The organism is Prevotella sp. RM4, from assembly GCF_000701965.1.
Taxonomy (GTDB): Bacteria; Bacteroidota; Bacteroidia; order Bacteroidales; family Bacteroidaceae; genus Prevotella; species Prevotella ruminicola.
Map to the genome: position 1 here is coordinate 1152177 of NZ_JNKG01000007.1, position 22886 is coordinate 1175062.

Here is a 22886-nt window from a genome sequence, read left to right on the forward strand (position 1 = left end):
TATTGCTTAATGGGGGGCCAGCCCCCAAGCCCTCGATAATCCATGCCATGCTTAAAAAACGAGGGTTATAGGGGCGAGTAGCCCCCATTAAGCAAAGAATGGCGAACCCCGAAGGGGCAAAGGCTGGAGAGCCATACCAAGATTTTTATGGAGAGGGTTTTCCCTCGGAATAAATTAAAGCCCCTTGCCCTGGGATAGGGAAAGGGGTTTGGGGATAAGGTCGAGACCCCTTCTTACGGTAAGAAGGGGCTAGGGGATGATGAGATTCTCCTTAAATAAGGGGAAGGGGACTATAAACGAAAAATCCCCCCGATGGAAATCGGAGGGATTGGTTTTTATAGGGTAGGGGTGAGAATTACTTCTCAGCCTTCTCCATCTTAGCCTTCAACTCAGCCAGAGCGTCGATATCACCGAGAGTTGTGCTAGCGGCGATATTCTCGATCTTTGGAGTGTCGTTCTTGCGACCGCCCTTCTTAGCAGCTGCCTTCTTCTCCTCGCGAGCGGGATCCTCGAATGTGCGGCTGTGTGACAGGATGATGCGCTTAGAGTCCTTGTTGAACTCGATAACCTTGAACTGGAGAGTCTCACCAGCCTGAGCCTGTGAACCATCCTCCTTAACGAGGTGCTTAGGAGTAGCAAAGCCCTCTACGTTCTCCTCGAGAGCTACAACGGCACCCTTCTCGAGCATCTCGCTGATCTTACCCTCGTGGATTGAACCTACAGCGTACTTACCCTCGAATACATCCCAAGGATTCTCCTCGAGCTGCTTGTGACCGAGAGAAAGACGACGGTTCTCCTTATCGATATCCAGAACTACAACCTCAATCTGCTCACCTACCTGTGTGAACTCTGAAGGATGCTTAACCTTCTTAGTCCAGCTCAGGTCGCTGATGTGAATCAGACCGTCAACACCCTCCTCGAGCTCAACAAATACACCGAAGTTGGTGAAGTTGCGAACCTTAGCGGTGTGCTTGCTGCCTACAGGATACTTAGTCTCGATAGCCTCCCATGGATCCTCGCGGAGCTGCTTGATACCCAGAGACATCTTGCGCTCGTCGCGGTCCAGAGTCAGGATTACAGCCTCTACATCGTCGCCAACCTTCAGGAACTCCTGAGCAGAACGGAGGTGCTGGCTCCATGACATCTCTGAAACGTGGATCAGACCCTCAACACCAGGCTGGATCTCAACGAATGCACCGTAGTCGGCAATAACAACTACCTTACCCTTAACGTGGTCGCCCACCTTGAGGTCAGCATCCAGAGCATCCCAAGGATGTGGAGTGAGCTGCTTCAGACCGAGAGCGATACGACGCTTCTCATCGTCGAAGTCGAGAATTACAACGTTGATCTTCTGATCGAGCTCAACAACCTTGTGAGGATCGTCTACGCGGCCCCAAGAAAGGTCTGTGATGTGGATCAGTCCGTCAACACCACCGAGGTCAACGAATACACCGTAAGAAGTGATGTTCTTAACGGTACCCTCGAGGATCTGACCCTTTTCGAGCTTACCGATAATCTCCTTCTTCTGTGCCTCGAGCTCAGCCTCGATGAGAGCCTTGTGAGATACAACTACGTTGCGGAACTCCTGGTTGATCTTAACAACCTTGAACTCCATAGTCTTGCCTACGAACTGGTCGTAGTCGCGTATTGGGTGAACGTCAATCTGTGATCCGGGGAGGAAGGCCTCGATACCGAATACGTCAACGATCATACCGCCCTTAGTGCGGCACTTGATGTAACCCTGGATGATAGCGTCTGCCTCGAGAGCCTCGTTAACCTTCTCCCAAGACTGGCTCAGACGTGCCTTCTTGTGAGAGAGGATCAGCTGACCTTTCTTGTCCTCTGCACTCTCAACGTAAACCTCTACCTTGTCGCCGATCTTCAGATCAGGGTTGTAGCGGAATTCAGAAGCGGGGATGATACCGTCGCTCTTGTAGCCGATGTTGACAACTACTTCCTTCTTGTCAATAGAGATTACTGTGCCCTCTACTACCTGATGGTCGGCAACCTTGTTCAGGGTTTCGTCGTAAGCCTTGTCGAGCTCTTCCTTGCTAACATTAGCAACTGTTCCATTCTCGAACTCGTCCCAATTAAAATCGTCGAGTGGCTTAACGTTCTTTGTTAATTCTGACATAATTAAATAAATTTGTGCTCCTCGTTTGTGTGTCGGAGCGAGATCTGTACAGACGTTTAACAGACCATATTTTAAAGGGTTAATATTGATAGGAGCGGGCGCCTGTTCCTACACCTATTGCCCCTATGGGGCGAAAATCGGGTGCAAAGGTACTGATTTTTAGCGAGATAGCTCGTTTTAGACGGTTGATAATTTGAAGATTTATGAATTATTAACAAAAAGAAGAGCCAACTCTCACGAGCTGGCCCCTCCCATTCCAGTTTTAACCTTTTATACTTTACTTTTACTAACTATTTACAAGTTAATGGCGATTTATATTGAAATTTAAACAATTCCCTGTGCCATCATGGCGTTAGCAACCTTCATGAATCCGGCTACGTTAGCACCCTTTACATAGTTGATGTAACCATCAGCCTGTGTACCGTACTTCACGCAGTTCTCGTGAATGTCGTTCATGATGCGCTTCAGATAGTCGTCAACCTCCTTAGCAGTCCAGCTCAGACGCTCAGAGTTCTGACTCATCTCAAGACCTGATACTGATACACCACCAGCGTTCGAAGCCTTACCAGGAGCATACAACAGCTTGTTATCCTGGAAGATCTTGATAGCCTCGGGGAGTGAAGGCATGTTAGCACCCTCAGCAACAGCGATAACACCATTGTCTACGAGAGCCTGAGCCTGCTCGCCGTTGATCTCGTTCTGTGTAGCGCAAGGCAGAGCGATATCAGCCTTCTCGTGCCAAGGACGCTCACCAGCGTGATATACAGCGTTAGGATACTCCTCAGCATATTCCTTAATACGTCCGCGCTCAACGTTCTTCAGCTCCTTAACATAAGCCAGCTTGTCGAAGTCGATTCCGTCTGGATCGTAGATGTAACCGTCTGAGTCAGAGAGGGTCATGGGGATAGCGCCAAGCTGCAGGCACTTCTCAGCAGCATACTGAGCAACGTTACCCGAACCAGAAATCAGCACCTTCTTACCCTTCAGCTCGATACCGCGAGTAGCCAGCATTGAGGTCAGGAAGTAAACTGTACCGTAACCAGTAGCCTCAGGACGGATGAGTGAACCACCGAATGAGAGACCCTTACCGGTCAATACACCCTGGAACTGGTGTGTGAGCTTCTTGTACTGTCCGAACAGGTAACCAACCTCACGACCACCTACGCCGATATCACCAGCGGGTACGTCCTCGTCAGGACCGATAACGCGGTAAAGCTCGTTCATGAATGCCTGGCAGAAACGCATAACCTCAGCGTCGCTCTTGCCACGTGGTGAGAAGTCTGAACCTCCCTTAGCACCTCCCATAGGCAGGGTTGTGAGTGAGTTCTTGAAAGTCTGCTCGAAAGCAAGGAACTTCAGAATACCCAGGTTTACACTCTTGTGATAACGCAGACCGCCTTTGTAAGGGCCAATAGCGTTGTTATGCTGGATACGGTAACCCATGTTTGTCTGAACCTTACCCTGGTCGTCAACCCATGTGATACGGAACTCACATACGCGATCGGGGATACACAGACGCTCGATGAGGTTAGCCTTCTCGAACTCGGGGTGCTTGTTGTACTCTTCCTCGATAGTGGGGAGTACCTGACTTACTGCCTGAATGTACTCAGGCTCATTGGGAAATCTCTGCTTCAGATCTTCTACAACTTTTGCTGCATTCATAATCTTAATACCTTTTTTTAGTTGTTGTTTGTTTGTGATTTAATTTTTTAATTCTGGTTGCAAAATTACAGCTTTTTTCTGAAATAACAAACTTTTTATCACTTTTTTCTCAAAAATACTTTCATTTTGAAAGATTATTGATTTAAGTCAATTCAAAATGGCAAAAAATAGCCTCTTTTTTGTGTTCGAGCACAAAAAAGAGGCCTATATAATATAATAATGTGTAAGCGATTATTTGCCTATTGCTGACAATTTGCTCTTAATTTTGTCAACATACGCATCAATTGTCGCTACAGCCACGATATTTACGACATCTCGTACACTGGCACCAAAGTCGATAAAGTGGATAGGTTTGTTCAGTCCCATCTGGATTGGGCCGATGATTTCGGCGTCGCTGCCAAGCATCTGCAGCATCTTGTACGATGAGCGTGCCGATGTCAGGTTGGGGAATACCAGCGTGTTAACCTTCTGTCCCTTCAGCTTGGTGAATGGATACTCCTGGTCGCGCAGCTCGTTGTCGAGTGCAAAGCTCAGCAGCATCTCACCGTCGATAGGCAGATCGGGATACAGCTCGTGCATCTTAGCTACGGTGTCCTTCACCTTCAGGGCGCCATCGCTGGTGCTGCTACCAAAGTTAGAGTGCGATACCATGGCGATCACAGGCTTCTCGTTAAAGAAGCGTACGGCAGTCGAAATCAGCTTCGAGATATCCAGCAATGCCTCGCGGTCGGGGTTCTCGTTCACCATCGTGTCGGCAATATAGTAAGTACCCTTTGGCGAGTTGATGATGTGCATGGTACCGAAGTGCTTGTACTCGGGACGGATACCAATCACCTCTTTTACCACCTTAACAGTATTCGAGTACTTGGTGTACAAACCGGTGATAAAGGCATCAGCCTCGCCAGTCTCAACCATCATCATGCCAAAGTAGTTGCGCTCAAACATCTTGTCGTTAGCCTCCTGGAAGGTGTAACCCTCGCGCTGGCGCTTCTCGGCCAGTATGCGGGCATAGCGCTCGCGGCGCTCCTGCTCGTTGGGGTGGCGCAGGTTCACAATTTCAATACCATCCAGGTTCAGGTCCAGCGATGCAGCCAGTTTGGTAATCACCTCGTCGTTACCCAGCAGGATGGGGTAGCAGATACCCTCAGCCTTAGCCTGTACAGCCGCCTTCAGCATAGTGGGGTGAACAGCCTCGGCAAATACCACGCGCTGTGGGTGTGCAGCAGCAGTAGCGTAAAGCTTCTGGGTAAGCTTGGTCTCCTGTCCCAGCAGTACCGAGAGCGAACGCTTGTACTCGTCCCAGTCCTTAATCTCCTTGCGGGCCACGCCACTCTCGATGGCAGCCTTGGCTACAGCCGACGATACCTCGGTAATCAGTCGTGGGTCAACAGGCTTTGGGATAAAGTAGTTGCGTCCGAAAGTCAGGTTGTTTACCTTATATACATCGTTTACTACATCGGGTACAGGCTGCTTGGCCAGGTCGGCAATAGCATGTACGGCAGCCAGCTTCATCTCCTCGTTGATAGCCTTGGCATGAACGTCAAGTGCACCACGGAAAATGTAGGGGAAACCGATTACGTTGTTAATCTGGTTAGGATAGTCGGTACGTCCGGTCGACATCAGTACGTCGGGACGTGCCTCCATGGCATCCTCGTAGCTGATCTCGGGCACAGGGTTAGCCAGCGCAAAAATCACTGGATCCTTAGCCATCGACTTCACCATATCCTTCGAGAGCACATTACCCTTCGACAGTCCTACAAAAACGTCGGCATCCTTAACAGCCTCGGCCAGGGTGTGAATATCGGTACGGTCGGTAGCAAAGAATTTCTTCTGCTCGTTCAGGTCGGTACGCTCCTTCGAGATCACGCCCTTCGAGTCCAGCATCACGATGTTCTCCTTCTTGGCACCGATAGCCATATACAGCTTGGTACAGCTGATGGCAGCAGCGCCGGCACCGTTAACCACAATCTTAACCTTGGTAATATCCTTGCCGATTACCTCCATGGCGTTCTTCAGTCCGGCAGCGCTGATAATGGCAGTACCGTGCTGGTCGTCGTGCATCACGGGGATATCCAGAGACTTCTTCAGGCGGTCCTCGATATAGAAACACTCAGGGGCTTTGATATCTTCCAGATTGATACCGCCAAAGGTGGGGGCGATACGCTCTACAGCCTCGCAGAACTTCTCAGGATCCTTCTCGGCTACCTCGATATCGAAAACGTCGATACCACCATAAATCTTAAACAGCAGTCCCTTACCTTCCATTACAGGCTTGCCGCTCAGGGCACCAATGTCGCCCAGTCCCAGCACAGCTGTACCGTTCGAGATAACTGCTACCAGATTACCCTTGTCGGTGTACTTGTAAGCATCGTCGGGGTTCTCCTGAATTTCCAGACAAGGATATGCTACTCCTGGAGAGTAGGCTAAGCTTAAGTCTGTTTGTGTACGATAAGCCTTTGTAGGCTTTACTTCGATTTTGCCTGGTCGTCCGCTCTCGTGGTATATGAGTGCGGCTTCTTTAGATATCTTTACCATAAAGTGTATTATTAATAATGTTATTATTCTGAAATACGACCGCAAAAATACAAAAAACTATTGAAAAACATTTGGGTTTTTAGATTTTTTTGTAACTTTGCCACCAAATTGGAAGATTATGCAAGAAATAAAAGACATTTCGGACTACAAATTAAATTTAAAGGAGCGAATTCCCGATGTTGCTTTGCAACTTTTTACCGAGCGAGGCATCAATTCCGTGAGGATGGATGATGTGGCGCAAACCATGGGTATTTCAAAACGTACTATCTACGAATTATACGACAAAAAAGAGGATTTGCTCTTCGAGGTGGTTGTAAAGCACTTCAAGCAGCGTATGGATCGCATGGAGCAGGCTGTGAGCCATTGCTCTAATGTGATGGAGATACTGCTCGAGGTATATCACATGAAGGTGAGCAACTTTAAGGAAACCAATCCCCTGTTCTTTACCGAGATGATTCGCTATCCTCAGGTAAAGAAGTTCCTCGACGAGCAGAACAATCTTATGCGCGATAGCAGTTATGGTTTTATTCAGCGTGGTGTCGAAGAGGGTTACTTCCGTGCCGACCTGAACTATCAGATGGCTGTGTTGCAGTTCGATGCCATGGGCGAGTATATCATGCAGAAAGAGCTCTACCGCCAATATTCCATCGAGGACATCTTCCGCAATCTCGTGTTTGTATCCCTCCGAGGGCTCTGTACCGACAAGGGCATCAAGGCCATCGACGAGATGCTGTTCCAGTAAAGTAAAACAAGAAATCATCCCCGTTTATTTTTAGTGGGGATGAATTTTTTTACTCTCAACCCATGAAAAACTTGCTGGTTAACTAGGAAAATTTTTTTGCATAACTAGGGCGTAAAAAAACGATGCTTTTGTTCTGTTGGTATATTTTGTAAGAATGTACAGTTTTTTGAGCAAGTATGACTATGTTCTTCTTGAAGTATAAAACAATAATCCCCGTTCACTTGAATGAGAACGGGGATTTGTTATTATGTTTAACGATATTGTTTACTGATGCTGTTCGCGCAGCAGGTCGTTAACGGTCTTAACAGGATTGAAGGTGCCCAGGGGAACCTCGACAAATACGGTGCTCCAGTTGCTCATAGCACCATTCCACAAACCTGGCAACTCGAGAGCCTTGAGCTCTTTACCAGCCTTTGACTTTGATGAGATGAAGCCTGTGGTTTTATCAACAAACTCGGGCAGGTTGAATGGACGGCCCTGATAGTCCTTCACAGCGCAAACCAGATCAACTGGGTTGAAGTGGGTGCCCTGGGTGAACATCTTCATGTAGGCCTCGTTGTTGGTATCAATCTGGCTGCTCTCCAAAATCTGCAGGCTAACGGTGCCATCCTGGTTGTAGGTAAGGAATGGGCCGCCACCAGGCTCGCCTACATTCTTAACTACACCGCACACACGCATGGGGCGATTGAGCTTGCCACGCAGATAAGCGGCATCTACCTTATTATTCTTGGCATCGGTACACAGGTTGTTGGCTACAAACTGGGCAATCTCCTGCAGCTGGGCCTCGCTGGCACCTGCATCCAGCACCTTGAGGTACTCGAAGGCCTGCTTCTGCAGGGTTACCAATACGCCTGCCAGTACCTGCTTCCACTCTACAGTCTCGGGTTTCAAACGGTCGGGTACTACGTTGTCGATATTCTTAATGAAGATCACATCGGCCTCGATCTCGTTGAGATTCTCGATGAGGGCTCCGTGACCGCCTGGACGGAACAGCAGCGAGCCATCCTCGTTGCGGAATGGGGTGTTATCGGGGTTAGCGGCTACGGTATCGGTTGATGGCTTCTGCTCTGAGAAGCTGATATCGTACTTGATGCCGTATTTCTGAGCAAAGAAGTCGGCCTTCTCGGCTACCTTTGCCTTGAACAGCTCCATGTGCTCGTGACTGACGGTGAAGTGTACGTGAGCCTCGCCGTTGGAAGCAGCATAAAGGGCACCCTCTACCAGATGCTCCTCCATAGGTGTGCGTGCACCCTCAGGGTACTTGTGGAACAGCAGCAAGCCCTTTGGCAGCTGACCGTAGTTCAGTCCCTCGGCCTTCAGCATGTTGGCTGCTACAGCCTTATAGTTGCCCTCGGCCATCAGGGCCTTGATGCCTTTACCCTCGTTCTTCAGGCAAACAGCGTCGAGTGCCTCGTAGAAGGCAAAGTTCTCTATCTGGTCGAAGTATTTCTTCTCAAAGTCGGTAGTGGGCACATCGTAATCGGCATCAACAAATGCAAACATGTTTTTGAACATACGACTGGCGGCACCACTGGCGGGCACAAACTTTACCACGCGCTTGCCTGCTGCCTTGTACTCGTTCCATGCGGCAACCAGCTTCTGGCGCTCGGCTGCGTCGGGAGCAATAATACCGTTACCGATACCTGCTGCTGCCTCCAGCTTCAGGAATGGGAAACCTGTCTTAAACTCGTTCAATTGATTTTCGATCTGCTCCTTGGTGATACCTTTTTGAGCAATCTGCTTCAAGTCTTTCTCCTCTAACATAATAAAAATGGTATTTAGTCAATAAACTACGGCAAAAGTAACCATTTTTTTCGAAAAATGCTAATTAATCGAAAGAAAAATGTATCTTTGTGGCAAAATTTGGAAATTATGGCGGAAAAATTCGCATTTACATACGAGGAAAGAAAACGAATGGCATCGCAGACGGCCGAGATCCTGACTGAGGAAATCGGTTTGAAAGGCGATGCGATAGAGGCTGTGCAGCTGATACCTGAGATAGAGGAGGGCAACATTGCGCTGGATGAGGTAGAGCAGAAATACGGCGCATCGGTGGCGCGCATATTGCATGGTTTGAACCGTATACAGCAGTTGTATGATAAAAACCCGGCGGTTGAGAGCGAGAACTTCAGAAATCTGCTGCTCTCGTTTGCCGAGGATATGCGTGTGATACTGATAATGATTGCCAATCGCGTGAACCTGATGCGACAGATTCGTGATACGGAGAACGTAGAGGCCAAGCTGGAGGTATCGCAAGAGGCTGCTTATCTGTATGCCCCGTTGGCGCATAAGCTGGGACTCTATAAGCTGAAGAGCGAACTGGAGGACCTGTCGCTGAAGTATATGGAGCATGATGCCTATTACCATATTCGCGAAAAACTGAGTGCTACCAAGGCGGCACGCGACGCTTATATAGATAGGTTTATTAAGCCTGTTGAACAGAAGATGATGGAGGCGGGTATCCGTTGCCATATCAAGGGGCGTACCAAATCGATCCACTCTATCTGGCAGAAGATGCAGAAGCAGAAGTGCCCGTTTGAGGGTGTGTATGATCTGTTTGCCATCCGTATCATTATCGATTGTCCGCTGGAGCAGGAGAAAATGCAGTGCTGGCAGGCTTACTCGATTATTACCGATATGTATCAGCCTAACCCAAAACGACTGCGCGACTGGCTGTCGGTACCCAAATCGAATGGCTACGAGAGTCTGCACATCACGGTGCTGGGCCCAGAGCAGAAGTGGGTTGAGGTACAGATACGTACCGAACGTATGGACGAGATTGCCGAACGCGGTGTGGCTGCCCACTGGCGCTATAAAGGCGTGAAGGGCGAGACGGGGCTGGACGAGTGGCTGACGAATATACGTACGATGCTGGAGCATGCCGACGGACTGGATGCTATGGACCAGTTTAAGATGGAACTGTACGAAGACGAGGTGTTTGTGTTTACACCTGCTGGCGATTTGTGGAAGTTTCCCGCAGGTGCTACGGTGCTTGATTTTGCCTATCATATCCACTCGAAACTGGGCAACCAGTGTACGGGCGGTCGCATTAGCGGAAAAGTGGTGCCGATACGCTACGAACTGAAGAGTGGTGACCAGGTTGAAATCCTGACATCGGCTAACCAGAAACCCCGACAGGAGTGGCTGAATATTGTGAAGACTTCGCGTGCCAAATCCAAGATACGTTTGGCGCTGAAGGAAACCCAGGTTAAGGACGGACTGTTTGCCAAGGAGATGCTGGAGCGTAAGTTCCGCAACCGTAAGATTGAACAGGACGACAGTATCATGTTCAACGTGATCCGTAAGATGGGTTACAAGGAGGTAAGCGACTTTTATAAAGCTATTGCCGATGGTGTGCTGGATACAAACGATGTGCTTGATAAGTTCTTGGAACTCAGAGGAAAAGAAGCTGTTGTTACAGGAGATAATCAAGCGCGTTCGGCTTCGGAATTCGAACTTGATGAGTCGAAGATTGCGGGTTTGAACCAGCAGGTGAACGATGACGTGCTGGTGATAGACCGTAACCTGAAGGGCTTGGATTACCAGCTGGCAAAATGCTGTTCGCCTATCTATGGCGACGATGTGTTTGGCTTTGTTACCGTTAATGGCGGTATCAAGATTCACCGTTGCGATTGTCCGAATGCCCCCGAGTTGCGCCGCCGATTCGGGTATCGTATTGTTAAGGCCAAGTGGAGTGGTAAGGGATCGTCGCAATATAGCATCGCCCTGCGTGTGATTGGTAACGACGATATCGGTATTGTGAATAATCTTACCAGTATTATCTCGAAGGAAGAGAAACTGGTGCTGCGTAGTATCAATATTGATAGTCACGACGGTTTGTTTAGCGGTAATATCGTGGTGATGCTTGAAGATACTTCGCGCCTGGAGGCGCTGATTAAGAAACTGCGTACCGTTAAGGGCGTTAAACAGGTAGATAGAATATAATGATTATAGATGCAAGTATGAGTAAAAAACTATTGTATGTTGCGGTTGGTATTTTGCTGCTGTCGGCTTGTCGTGGTCGATCTCAGTCGCAGAAGTATGTTGAGGAGGAAGTTGAATATCATCCATTGGTGACTGATTCGGCAGCAATCGACTCGATTAACAGTGCTGGTATGGTTGATGTGGATGCCGCTATGGAGTATCCCGAAATGCCGTCCGACCAAAAAGTCAACATGAAAGCCAACGATGATGAGATTAAGGATATAATCGATGGTACTGGTGATGGTGATATGACAAAAGAAGGTGGCGATTATTGATTACTCGCGATAGATCCAAGCCAAAAGTTTATTCACCCATCTGATGGAGAAACGGAACCATCGGTAGGTGCTTTGCTCCTTGCCGCCGAAACGTAATATGAATTCGCGGTAAGGATTTTTGTGGAAAGGCAGTCCCACATCCATGAATCGCATATGTTGATAGCCCTCGTTGTAGGCGTGCTTCATCACATCCCACACCACAATGGTGTCGGGGTGTAGGGCATGGAATGTTTTGCGCCTGAAGGCCGAATACCATAGGTAGGCATCGCCCTGACTATATACGCAGGCGGCACAGGCTATCACTTTCTCGTGGTATTTGGTAATAAACAGATTGCCGTTCTGGCCCTCCATCAGCTCACGGAAGAAAATGTCATCGGGGATATAGCGTTTGGGCTTCAGGATATGGTGCTTGCGTAGTAGTTTCGAGAAAGCCTTAAAGTCGTGCTCGTTGCTGACTATCTCGGTTTTTGCACCTCGTTCGTGGGCGTGGTCGATGCGTTTCTGCAGTTTGGGAGTGATTCGTTCTTCGGGTGCGTGGCGATGCAACGAGTTGTGTATCGACATCCAGTTTACAGGGTAGTAGCCGTTCTCGCGCAAAACCTTATAGCCAAACATCTTGGTGCTCAGGTTACTCATCTCCATAAACAGTACGCGTTTGTTAAGTTTGTGGGTGAGTGCACTTAGCATCCGGTCGAACAGCTCGTCTTTTTTGTAGCCGCAGTCTTCATCATACACACCTTCGCCTAATATCCGACAATGTATCAGCAGGAATGGCGGCAGTATCAGAGTGCGGTATCTCACAATGCCCAACATGTGGCACAGTTCGCGACCTGTTTCATCGTGAATGACTACCATATAAGGGCGCTGGCGTGGGGCGGCCTCGCATACTTCCATCAGTTCCTGACTGTGGAAATAGCTACCCTGGCGCAATGTTGGCATGCCTTTGGATTTGGTGTATATGGTAGTAATCAGTTGGCTCATACTGCAAAGATAGATATTTTTAGGCACGAATTGCACGAATTTCACGAATTTTTTAGTTTTAAAATCTTTTTTCGCGTTAATTCGCGTAATTCGTGCCAAAATATCACTATCTTTGCACAAAAATTAGGTAGGATATGACAAGTTTTAAAGATTTGGCGCAGTTGCGCCGCAGCCATCGCAAGTTCTCTGATAAGGAGGTTGACCCCGAACATTTGAAGCTTATTCTGCGTGCAGCGTTGATGTCGCCCACGTCAAAGAGTCAGCGTGCCTGGCAGTTTGTGGTTGTAGATGATAAGATGGATCTCGAGAAGTTGGCCGATGCCAAGAATATGGGTTCGCAGTTCCTGAAGGATGCCCCTGTGGCTATTGCCGTATTAGGCGATCCTATGCAGAACGACTGTTGGGTAGAGGATGGCTCGATAGCCACTATCTCTATGCAGTATCAGGCCGAAGAGTTAGGCTTGGGATCTTGTTGGATTCAGATGCGAGGTCGCGGACTGAGCGACGGTACCACAGCCGACGAGGTGATTCGTGGTGTGCTGGGTATTCCCGATAACTACAATTGCTTGTGCATTCTTGCCATTGGTCATTGGACCGATGAGCGCAAGCCTCAGGACGAAGAGAAACTGAAGTGGGAAAACGTTCACTTGAACAAATTCTAATGTTTCGCTCGAACTTGTTCGCTTTGCTTGCAAAGAATGTTTAATGTTTAATTTTTAATGTTTCGCTCGAGCTTGCTCGCTTTTACAAAGCTTAAGCGACTAAAAGAATCTTTAACGTGATTAATTACGATTTAAATAAAATCAAGGCCATCATCTTTGATATTGATGGCGTGCTGAGTGCCGAGACGATTAATCTGAGTGCTGATGGTACACCGCTGCGTACGGTGAATATCAAGGATGGTTATGCCATCCAGTTGGCCATGAAGTTAGGTTTGCGTATTGCCATTCTTTCGGGTGCAAGGGTAGATAGTCTGCGTGTACGCTACGAGGGTCTTGGTGTTGAAGATATTTACCTGGGTTGTGCCGTTAAGATTGCCACCTATGATGAGTTCCTGGCTATTTATGGCTATACCGACGAGGAGGTGATGTACATGGGTGATGATATCCCCGACTTGGAGATAATGCGTAGGGTAGGTTGCCCCGTATGCCCCAAAGATGCATGTGCTGAGATTCGTGAGGTAAGCGTGTATGTTTCTGATCGTGATGGTGGCTATGGTTGTGGTCGCGATGTGATCGAACAGGTACTACGTGCCCAGGGCAAATGGGTGATGAATGCCAAAGCCTTCGGGTGGTGATGAAACATTAAACATTAAACATTAAACATTAATGATTAAACATTAAATATTGGCAATGGATAAATACAAATATATTCTTGCGAGTAATTCGCCTCGTAGAAAAGAATTGTTGGCGGGGTTGGGACTGGATTTCGAGGTGCGTGTGATTGATGGTATCGACGAGTCGTATCCCGAAACTTTGCCTGCAGCCCAGGTGGCACAGTATATTGCTGAAAAGAAGGCTGCTGCTTACAAACCAACACTCCAAAAAGACGAGCTGATTATTACTGCCGACACGGTGGTGATAGTAGGTGACGATATCTTGGGTAAACCTCACGATGCGGCCGATGCCGTACGTATGCTCCGCGAAATTAGTGGTCGTACCCATCAGGTTACTACAGGTGTTTCGCTGCTCACCGCTACCAGTCAGCGTTCGTTTTCGGTTACTACCGATGTAACCTTTAAACAGCTTACCGACAGCGAGATACAGCATTACGTTAAATGTTTTCGTCCGTTTGATAAGGCTGGTGCCTACGGCATTCAGGAGTGGATTGGCTACATAGGTGTTACAGGACTTAACGGCAGTTATTATAATGTGATGGGCCTGCCCGTTCAGCGCATTTATACCGAACTGCAAAATATGTAAAATAATATGGCTGCAGGAAAATGGATTGGCGGATTTGCCGGCTGGATGGCCGGTGGACCTCTTGGTGCGCTGGCTGGCTATCTGCTTGGCTCGCTATTTGATACTATGCTGAATGGGGTGAATACCCCCGAAAACTCAGGTACCTGGCAATCGTATAACGAGAGCTACCAGCAGGCTTACCAACGGCAACAGCAGCAAGGGCAGCGTAACAGTTTTATGTTCTCGCTCCTGGTGCTGTCGTCGTATATCATCAAGGCCGATGGTAAGGCTATGCATTCCGAGATGGAACTGGTTCGACAGATGTTGCGCCAGAACTTTGGTAACGCTGCCGTACAGCAGGGTAACGAGATACTGAACCGACTTTTTGAGGAACAGAAACGCGAAGGCTGGCAGCAGTTCAAGCAAACGGTATGCGACTGCTGTGCACAGATAAGCCGACAGATGGACTACTCGCAGCGTTTGCAGCTGCTTAACTATCTGGTGATGGTGGCTAAGGCCGATGGCAGTGTGCCCCAGAGTGAGATTACAGCCCTGAAAGAGTGTGCCCAGTGGATGGGATTGCATGCTAACGAGGTCGACTCGATGCTGCATCTGGAGGGTGGTAGTCTTGAAGATGCCTATAAGGTGCTGGGTGTGAGTCCGGATGCCAGCGACGACGAGGTGAAGAAGGCCTATCGCAAGCAGGCTTTGCAGCACCATCCTGACAAGGTGGCTGCTCTGGGCGAGGATGTACGAAAGGCTGCCGAGAAGAAATTCCAGGAGATAAATGCCGCCAAAGACCGCATTTGGAAGGCACGTAGACTTTAATTTGCCGCATTTCTACCTCTAATTTGCTACTTTTTCAAGAAAAAGTTTGGAGGTTTAAAGTTTTTTTTCTACTTTTGTACCCATCAAGCATAAAGCTTGAGGTTGATAATTTATGGAGCTGAGACTGATTAACATTCTACTAATAATAACGTTTGCCCTCAAGGTAAATGCTAACAATCTCGGCTATTCTGATTCTAAACCATTGGTTATCGGAATCGATCAGGACTATCCGCCATTAGAGTATGTGGATGAAAAAGGAAAACCTAGTGGCGCCGATGTGGAATTCTCGAAGATTCTGATGAAGCGAATGAACATCCCGTTTAAGTTTGCACCTAACACATGGGGAGCTATTGCTAACGATATCTTAGGTGGCAAGGTTGATCTGGGTATGATGGTTTATTCGCCTTATCGCAAGGATGTTACCAATTACTCGCGTGCCGTGATCAGACTGTACTACCAGTTGGTAACTCGTAAGGGTACCAAGAGGAACTACGGACTGCGCGACATGCACAATGTGGAGGTGGCGCTGATGGCCAGTAGGCCCGTACGCGACACGCTGCAGAAGATTGGTGCACGACTGGTGATAGTAGATGACCTGACCAAGGCGATGAAGGAACTGTCGGCAGGCAAATACGATGCGGTGGTGTGCTATCGTTATCAGGCAAAGTATCTGATTGGCAAGTATAAACTGCGGAATCTGGAGCAGGAAGAACTGACGCTGACACCACGCGAATACTGCTACGCAAGCAGCAACAAAAAGCTGATAGATGCCATCGACAAGGAATTGGATAAGATGGAGGAAGAGGGCCTGATGGACGATGTGTATGGCCACGTGGCTTCGACATTCAATGGCATCATCATACCGCGATGGGTATATATGGCCATTGTGGCGTTTGTGATTGTGGCGCTGCTGGCTGTGATATTAAACCAGATGCACAACACGCGACAGCTGAAGAAGGCGCTGGATACAGCCCGCGAAAACGAGGAGAAAGCTAAAGCCAGCGAGGAAAAGGCACGCCAGAGTGAGGAGGTGGCACGTGCCAATGCCGAGAAGGCTAGGGAGAACGAGGCTATTGCTAATGCTAATGCCGAAAAGGCCAGGGCCAGCGAGGCTGAGGCACAGCGTATTGCCGATGTGGCAAGGCGCAACGCCAAGGAGGCTGAACATAATGCGATGGTAGCCAGTCAGAACGAGGCAAAAGCCCGCGAAGCTGCCGAAGCTGCCCGAAAGAGCGAAGAACTGAAGGATATCTTCCTGGGTAATATGAGTCACTCGCTCCGTACACCGCTGAATGCCATCATCGGATTCTCGGATCTGCTGATGACGATGGATGATAGTGCTTTGCCACCCGAGGAGCGTGCCAATCTGTTGCAGCTGATTAATAAGAACGGACTGGAACTGCTGCACCTGATTAACGAACTGTTATCGTTAAGCGAGGTTGAGGGTGATAATCAGCTGTTTAAGCGCGAGGTTACCGATGTGGATTACGAAATGGGGCAGTATGCCTCAGAGATTCGTATGCAGCTGAAAGATGGTGTAACCCTTGAGGTTGTTGAACCTATCGACGGCTTGCGTGCGCTGGTTGACAAGAAGCTGATGCGAATTGTAACCATGCACCTGCTTGAGAATGCCATGCAGCATACTACTGAGGGTAAGATCACCCTGTCTTACTACCTGAAAGAAGGCGGTATGTATGTAGAGGTGAAGGATACGGGTAAGGGACTGCCCGAGAAACTGAAACAGAATATATTCGGACTGTTGGCCGACAAGAATACATATACCCACGACGAGAATCAGGATAATCCAGGACTGGGACTGAGTGTTTGTAAGGCCATTATCGACCGATGCAATGGAAAAATAGGTGCGCGCGATAACACAGAAGACGGCAGAGGCACTATCTTCTGGTATTGGACGCCAACTGAGATATTAAACTAGGAGGCATAGGGAAATGACACTAATCATCGTCATATTACTTTTGTTAGGGTACGTTGTGATTGCCACTGGTCACACAACGGGAGTAAACAAATCGGCTATTGCCATCTTTATCGGCACCGTGGGGTGGGTGGTATACATCTGCTACGGCACCGATTTCGTGATGCAGCGCCATGCCCAGGATTACTGGGAGTTCTTAGCGGGAAGCTTGCCATCGAGCGAGGCCGTTAAGTACTATATATATAATAATGTATTTCTTTATTATGTGGGTCGGGCTGCCAGCATTGTGATGTTCCTGCTGGCTACCATGAGTATTGTAGAGATTCTGCATAACAACGGTTGCTTCGACTTTGTTACCAAGTGGATCAGGACCCGTAACTCAAAGCGCCTGTTGTGGACCATCACACTGGCCACTTTCATCCTGTCGGCTAATCTCGACAACCTTACTACAGCTACCATGATGCTGGTTATCATGCATAGCATTGTGCAGAACCGTCGCCAGCGTATGCTGATTGGTGCTGCCATTGTGATAGCTGCCAACTGTGGTGGATGCCTGACGGTGATTGGCGATCCTACCACGCTGGTGCTGTGGGGCGACGAGGCTATCACAGCCACCAACTATTCGTCGTATCTGGCTCTGCCAGCCCTTTTGGCTTGGATAGTACCTACCATACTGATTAACCGCGAACTGCCTGAACGCCTGGATACCCAGTGGGCGCCAATGCCGTTCCGTGGCGACGATACCAATCTGTTGCCTTGGCAGCGTGTGGTGATGCTGTTTGTAGGTATCGGTGGTTTGTGGTTTATCCCAACATTCCATACCATCACCAAACTGTCGCCATTCCTTGGCGCCTTGTGTGTACTCAGCATACTGTGGGTAGTAAACGAGGTGATGAACCGCAAGCTGAATAGTGCCGACCAGATGATGCAGCGCCTGACACCACGTTCGGTGCAGTACGGCTCGTTACAGCAGATACTGTTTGTAATGGGTATCATGTTGGCGATGGGTGTAGTAACCGAAACAGGCGTGTTTGGCGATGTGGCTGAGTGGATTGATGATACCGTTCACAGCGTATGGGTACTCGGTATCGTATCTGGTTTCCTCAGCGGTATCGTTGATTCTTTCACCATCGCCATGAGCGATATCTCACTTTATCAGATAGCCGATGCTGCACTTGTTGGTTCGTACGACGAGAATTTTGTTATCAATGGTGCCTACTGGAAGATTATCGCTTTCTGTACCGCCGTGGGTGGCTGTCTGCTCAGCGTTGGTTCGGTTAGCGGACTGGCCCTGATGAAGATGGAGCACATGCGTTTAGGCTGGTATATTAAGAACCTGACGCTGAAGGTGCTGGCAGGTATGCTGGTAGGCTTGGCTGTGCTTTGGATTGAGTTGAATTATGTATAACTAAACAATTATAGTAGTAATATGACAAAGATTAAGACAATTGGTATCCTGACGTCGGGAGGCGATGCACCAGGAATGAATGCCGCTATACGTGCTGTGACACGTGCCGGTATCTACAACGGTTTTAAGATTAAAGGTATATATCGTGGTTACGAGGGACTGATTCATGATGAGGTTCAGGAGTTTACCACCGAAAATGTAAGTGGCATTGTTACCCGTGGTGGTACTATCCTGAAAACAGCCCGCTCAAAGGAGTTCCCAACTCCCGAGGGAATGCAGAAGGCTTACGAGACTTGTGTTAAGGAAGAGATTGATGCGCTGGTAGTTATCGGTGGTAACGGTTCGTTGACTGGTGCCCGTAACTTCGGTATGGAGTTCGATTTCCCCGTAATCGGTCTGCCTGGTACGATTGATAACGATTTGTATGGCACCGATTCTACTATCGGTTATGATACAACCATGAATACCATCATGGAGTGTGTCGATCGTATCCGTGATACTGCTAACTCGCACGAACGTATTTTCTTTGTCGAGGTAATGGGACGTGATGCCGGATTCCTGGCACAGAACTCGGCCATTGCATGTGGTGCTGAGGCTGCTATCGTACCTGAGGAGAGTACCGATGTCGACCAGCTGGCACAGTTCATGAGTCGTGGTATCCGTAAATCAAAGAAGTCGTGTATCGTGATTGTGTCGGAGAGTCCTAAGTGTGGCGCTCTGTACTATGCCGACCGTGTAAAAAAGGAGTTCCCTGAGTTTGATGTACGTGTGTCTATCCTGGGCCATCTGCAGCGTGGTGGTACACCATCAGCGCGCGACCGCATTCTGGCTGCTACCACAGGTGTTGGTGCTATAGAAGCCATCAAACAGGGACAGCGCAACGTGATGGTTGGTATCCGCAATAACGAGGTGGTTTATGTACCTTTCAGCGAGTGCATCCGTACTGATAAGCGTTTCGACAAGCGACTGATTAAGGTACTCGACGAGCTCAGCATTTGATATTAAACATTCTTGGCGATGCCAAGCGTACTAAAGAAACGATTAAAAGATTAAACATTAAATGCCAGATATAAAGAAAATAGTTCTGACAGGAGGACCTTGTGCTGGTAAGACTACCGCGTTGGTAAAGATTACCGAGTATTTCTCAGGGTTTGGTTACAAGGTGTTTAACGTACCCGAGGTGCCTACTATCTATAGCACCGCAGGCTGGAACTACCTGACGCCTAACCGTAAGTTGTACTATCAAGGCGAACGTGCCATTCTGGAAACCCAGTTGGCACTCGAAAACCAGTTTATGAAGTTGGCCGAGGTTTGTGAAGATCCCGTGCTGGTGGTGTGCGATAGAGGTGCGATGGATATTTCGGCCTATATCAAACCCGAGGAGTGGGAGGAGATTACCCACATGGCTGGTACCAATTCAGAGGCTTTGCGCGAAAGCTACGATGCCGTGCTGCACCTGGTGAGTGCAGCCGATGGCGCCGAGCAGTATTATACTACTGCCACCAACGCCACGCGTTACGAGCAGGCCAACGAAGAAGGATTGCGTATTGCCCGCGAGCTGGATAAGAAGGTGATCGAGGCTTGGACCGGTCATCCCCATCTGCGTGTAATTAACAATCACGACGATTTCGATAATAAGATTAAGCGTGTGCTTACCGAGATTTCAAAGGTTGTAGGCTTGCCACAGCCTGTGCAGGAGGAGCGTATCTTCCGCGTAGAGATTATCGGTGAGATTCCCGAGTGCTCCGAGAGCTTGATTACCCAGACCTATCTGGTAGCTGAGCCCGGTAGCGAGGTGCGCCTGCGCCGCCGCGAGTGGAGTGGGGGTAAGGTGGTGAATGTTCACCGCTCGAAGAAACGCATCAGCGAAACCGAAGTGATTGAGACCGAGCGTCAGGTAGATAACAACCTGTACGAGCAGATGCTGCAGCAGGCCGATCCTTACCGTGTAACCATCCACAAAAAGCGTCAGAGCTTTATCTGGAAAGGTCAGTTCTTCCAGATCGACACCTTCCAGGACCCTGTCAGCAATCTGGTGATGATGGAAACCAAAGGTATTTCGGAACAGGAAACCGTTAACTTCCCCCCGTTCGTAAAAGTGCTCGAGGATGTGACCGGAAATCCTAAATATCTGAACTATAACATCGCTTTGCGACATTGAAAAGTCGCCAAAAATGGTGAATTTGGGAATTTTGTCGTGTAAAAGTTCGTTTGTTCGGATAATAATACTTACCTTTGCAAGCATTATAACGAAAATATAAATCTATAGTAACTTAAAAAATAAAACAGCGTATGTCACAAATTACTGGACACATTTCGCAGATTATCGGCCCTGTTATCGACGTATATTTCGATACCGAGGGCCAGGATGCCGAAAAGGTGTTGCCAAAGATTTACGATGCTCTGAAGATTGATCGTGGCGACGGGCGCGACCTGATTGTCGAGGTGCAGCAGCACATCGGCGAGGATACGGTGCGCTGCGTGGCTATGGACAATACCGACGGATTGCATCGTGGACTTGAGGCTATCCCCCTGGGCTCACCTATCGTGATGCCTGCAGGCGATCAGATCAAGGGTCGAATGCTGAACGTTATCGGTCAGCCTATCGACGGTATGAAACAGCTCGATATGGAAGGCGCTTATCCTATCCACCGCGAGGCTCCAACATTCGAAGAATTATCAACCAAGAAAGAGATTCTGGCTACAGGTATTAAGGTTATCGACCTGCTGGAGCCTTACATGAAGGGTGGTAAGATCGGACTGTTTGGTGGTGCCGGTGTAGGTAAAACGGTACTGATTATGGAGTTGATTAACAACATTGCCAAAGGTCACAACGGATTCTCGGTATTCGCTGGTGTAGGTGAGCGTACCCGTGAGGGTAACGACCTGATCCGCGAGATGATTGAGAGTGGTGTAATCCGCTACGGCGAGAAGTTCCGCGAGGCTATGGATCAGGGTAAGTGGGATTTGAGTCTTGTTGACCCTGAGGAGTTGAAGAAATCGCAGGCCACACTGGTTTACGGACAGATGAACGAGCCCCCTGGCGCACGTGCTTCGGTAGCCCTCTCTGGTCTGACTGTTGCCGAGGGATTCCGCGATGGTGGCGGTAAGGATGGCGGTGCTGCCGATATCCTGTTCTTCATCGATAATATCTTCCGTTTCACCCAGGCAGGTTCTGAGGTATCAGCTCTGCTGGGACGTATGCCATCAGCTGTAGGTTATCAGCCCACACTGGCTTCTGAGATGGGATCGATGCAGGAGCGAATCACTTCTACCAAGACTGGTTCTATCACCTCAGTACAGGCTGTATATGTACCTGCCGACGACTTGACCGACCCTGCACCTGCAACCACGTTTACACACTTGGATGCTACTACCGTGTTGGATCGTAAGATTGCCGAGCTGGGTATCTATCCCGCTGTTGATCCTCTGGGTTCTACATCACGTATCCTCGATCCACTGATTGTGGGTAAGGCTCACTACGATTGTGCCCAGCGTGTAAAGGAGATTCTGCAGCGCTATAAGGAACTTCAGGATATTATTGCTATTCTGGGTATGGATGAACTTTCCGACGAGGATAAGCTGACTGTGAACCGTGCACGTCGTGTACAGCGCTTCCTGTCGCAGCCATTCTCGGTAGCATCACAGTTCACCGGTCTGCCTGGTGTAATGGTACCTATCGAAGAGACTATCAAGGGCTTCAATGCTATTCTCGATGGCGAGGTCGACGATCTGCCTGAGCAGGCATTCCTGAATGTTGGTACTATCGAGGATGCCAAGGAGAAAGCCAAGAAACTGCTGGAAGCTGCTAAAGCGTAACATTAAACATTAAAGATTAAACATTAAAGTTTATGTTGCAGCTTAAGATTGTTTCTCCCGAAAAGATAGAGTTCTGCGGTGCGGTTGAGAGCGTTCTCGTGCCTGGCACAATGGGCCAGTTCGAGATACTGCAGGATCATGCGCCAATCATCTCTACCCTCCAGTGCGGCACCGTGGAGTACACCACAGCCGAGGGTAAAGCCCAGCTGGAGATACAAGGTGGTTTCGTGGAGGTGCAGAAGAATGTGGTAAGTCTTTGTGTAGAACTGAAGTAATTTTGAGTTAATCGTATGACAATGGATATCCAGAAGTTGAGCGTAGCCTACATCCGACAGGGACTGATGGTAACAGTAGCTCTGGCACTCATCGCTTTCCTGGTGATGCAGGTAAAGTATCTCGACTTGCTTACACCCGTCATCGTTAGCGTGGCATTCTCGCTTGTAGTATGCGTGAGTATCGCCCTGATATGGCGCCGTGTGGCCCTGCGTTCAGCCGATAGCCTGCCTACCTTCTTTACGGCGGTGTCAGGCTTCCGTATGCTGTTTGCGCTGGCGGTTATGTTTGTCTATTATCTGGTTGATACTCAGGATTCTATGCTTCGTTTCTTCATGGTGTTTATAGCATTCTATTTTGCTATGCTTGCACACCATTCCATCTTCTTCGCCAGAATTAATAATAGATAAG

Annotated in this window: 19 protein-coding genes; 14 read left to right on the forward strand and 5 right to left on the reverse strand. The window is 48.7% G+C overall.

Annotated elements, in window-relative coordinates:
* Positions 1-355: 355 nt before the first annotated feature.
* The 3 genes from rpsA to T499_RS0105940 form a co-directional block, all read right to left on the reverse strand.
* The gene (gene rpsA / locus T499_RS0105930; RefSeq protein WP_013063631.1) at positions 356-2134 is read right to left on the reverse strand and encodes a 30S ribosomal protein S1; all 1779 of its coding nucleotides are present in this window, start codon (positions 2132-2134) and stop codon (positions 356-358) included.
* 324 nt (positions 2135-2458) lie between these two features.
* Positions 2459-3796, reverse strand: a complete 1338-nt coding sequence (locus T499_RS0105935; protein WP_033150079.1) for an NADP-specific glutamate dehydrogenase — start codon at positions 3794-3796, stop codon at positions 2459-2461.
* 231 nt (positions 3797-4027) lie between these two features.
* Complete coding sequence (locus T499_RS0105940) at positions 4028-6331, reverse strand: NADP-dependent malic enzyme (RefSeq protein ID WP_033150080.1); 2304 nt, start codon at positions 6329-6331, stop codon at positions 4028-4030.
* A gap of 118 nt (positions 6332-6449) precedes the next feature.
* Between T499_RS0105940 and T499_RS0105945 the strand changes: the two genes are divergently transcribed.
* Complete coding sequence (locus T499_RS0105945) at positions 6450-7073, forward strand: TetR/AcrR family transcriptional regulator (RefSeq protein ID WP_013063633.1); 624 nt, start codon at positions 6450-6452, stop codon at positions 7071-7073.
* A 264-nt stretch (positions 7074-7337) separates the two neighbouring features.
* On the opposite strand, the gene T499_RS0105950 is transcribed toward T499_RS0105945, so the two are convergent.
* Positions 7338-8837: a DUF4301 family protein gene (locus T499_RS0105950; RefSeq protein WP_033150082.1), complete on the reverse strand. Its 1500-nt coding sequence runs from the start codon at positions 8835-8837 to the stop codon at positions 7338-7340.
* 108 nt (positions 8838-8945) lie between these two features.
* On the opposite strand from T499_RS0105950, the gene T499_RS0105955 reads away from it, so the two are divergent.
* On the forward strand, positions 8946-11018 hold the full coding sequence (locus T499_RS0105955) for a RelA/SpoT family protein (protein WP_033150083.1): 2073 nt from the start codon (positions 8946-8948) through the stop codon (positions 11016-11018).
* A 17-nt stretch (positions 11019-11035) separates the two neighbouring features.
* Entirely contained in the window at positions 11036-11332 is a 297-nt protein-coding gene (locus T499_RS0105960) for a hypothetical protein (RefSeq protein WP_157054525.1), read from the forward strand.
* On the opposite strand, the gene T499_RS0105965 is transcribed toward T499_RS0105960, so the two are convergent.
* Positions 11333-12313 carry a GNAT family N-acetyltransferase gene (locus tag T499_RS0105965; protein ID WP_033150085.1) on the reverse strand — a complete coding sequence of 327 codons (981 nt, stop codon included), beginning with the start codon at positions 12311-12313 and terminating at the stop codon, positions 11333-11335.
* Between the two features lie 134 nt (positions 12314-12447).
* Between T499_RS0105965 and T499_RS0105970 the strand changes: the two genes are divergently transcribed.
* From T499_RS0105970 to T499_RS0106020, 11 genes are all read left to right on the forward strand, one after another.
* Positions 12448-12975, forward strand: coding sequence for a nitroreductase family protein (locus tag T499_RS0105970; RefSeq protein ID WP_013064502.1), 528 nt, complete (start codon positions 12448-12450; stop codon positions 12973-12975).
* A 116-nt stretch (positions 12976-13091) separates the two neighbouring features.
* On the forward strand, positions 13092-13610 hold the full coding sequence (locus tag T499_RS0105975; RefSeq protein WP_013063720.1) for a KdsC family phosphatase: 519 nt from the start codon (positions 13092-13094) through the stop codon (positions 13608-13610).
* Between the two features lie 55 nt (positions 13611-13665).
* Positions 13666-14235: a Maf-like protein gene (locus T499_RS0105980; protein WP_033150086.1), complete on the forward strand. Its 570-nt coding sequence runs from the start codon at positions 13666-13668 to the stop codon at positions 14233-14235.
* A gap of 6 nt (positions 14236-14241) precedes the next feature.
* On the forward strand, positions 14242-15042 hold the full coding sequence (locus T499_RS0105985; protein ID WP_033150087.1) for a DnaJ domain-containing protein: 801 nt from the start codon (positions 14242-14244) through the stop codon (positions 15040-15042).
* A 112-nt stretch (positions 15043-15154) separates the two neighbouring features.
* The gene (locus T499_RS0105990) at positions 15155-16978 is read left to right on the forward strand and encodes a transporter substrate-binding domain-containing protein (RefSeq protein ID WP_033150088.1); all 1824 of its coding nucleotides are present in this window, start codon (positions 15155-15157) and stop codon (positions 16976-16978) included.
* Positions 16979-16991: 13 nt separating this feature from the next.
* The gene (locus T499_RS0105995; RefSeq protein ID WP_033150089.1) at positions 16992-18383 is read left to right on the forward strand and encodes an SLC13 family permease; all 1392 of its coding nucleotides are present in this window, start codon (positions 16992-16994) and stop codon (positions 18381-18383) included.
* Between the two features lie 21 nt (positions 18384-18404).
* Complete coding sequence (gene pfkA / locus T499_RS0106000; RefSeq protein ID WP_028904323.1) at positions 18405-19382, forward strand: 6-phosphofructokinase; 978 nt, start codon at positions 18405-18407, stop codon at positions 19380-19382.
* 61 nt (positions 19383-19443) lie between these two features.
* Positions 19444-20544 carry an AAA family ATPase gene (locus T499_RS0106005; RefSeq protein ID WP_033150090.1) on the forward strand — a complete coding sequence of 367 codons (1101 nt, stop codon included), beginning with the start codon at positions 19444-19446 and terminating at the stop codon, positions 20542-20544.
* Positions 20545-20675: 131 nt separating this feature from the next.
* Positions 20676-22202, forward strand: a complete 1527-nt coding sequence (gene atpD / locus T499_RS0106010; protein WP_013063092.1) for a F0F1 ATP synthase subunit beta — start codon at positions 20676-20678, stop codon at positions 22200-22202.
* A gap of 32 nt (positions 22203-22234) precedes the next feature.
* On the forward strand, positions 22235-22477 hold the full coding sequence (gene atpC / locus T499_RS0106015; protein ID WP_013063897.1) for an ATP synthase F1 subunit epsilon: 243 nt from the start codon (positions 22235-22237) through the stop codon (positions 22475-22477).
* Between the two features lie 15 nt (positions 22478-22492).
* Complete coding sequence (locus T499_RS0106020; protein WP_033150091.1) at positions 22493-22885, forward strand: hypothetical protein; 393 nt, start codon at positions 22493-22495, stop codon at positions 22883-22885.
* Position 22886: the final 1 nt, after the last annotated feature.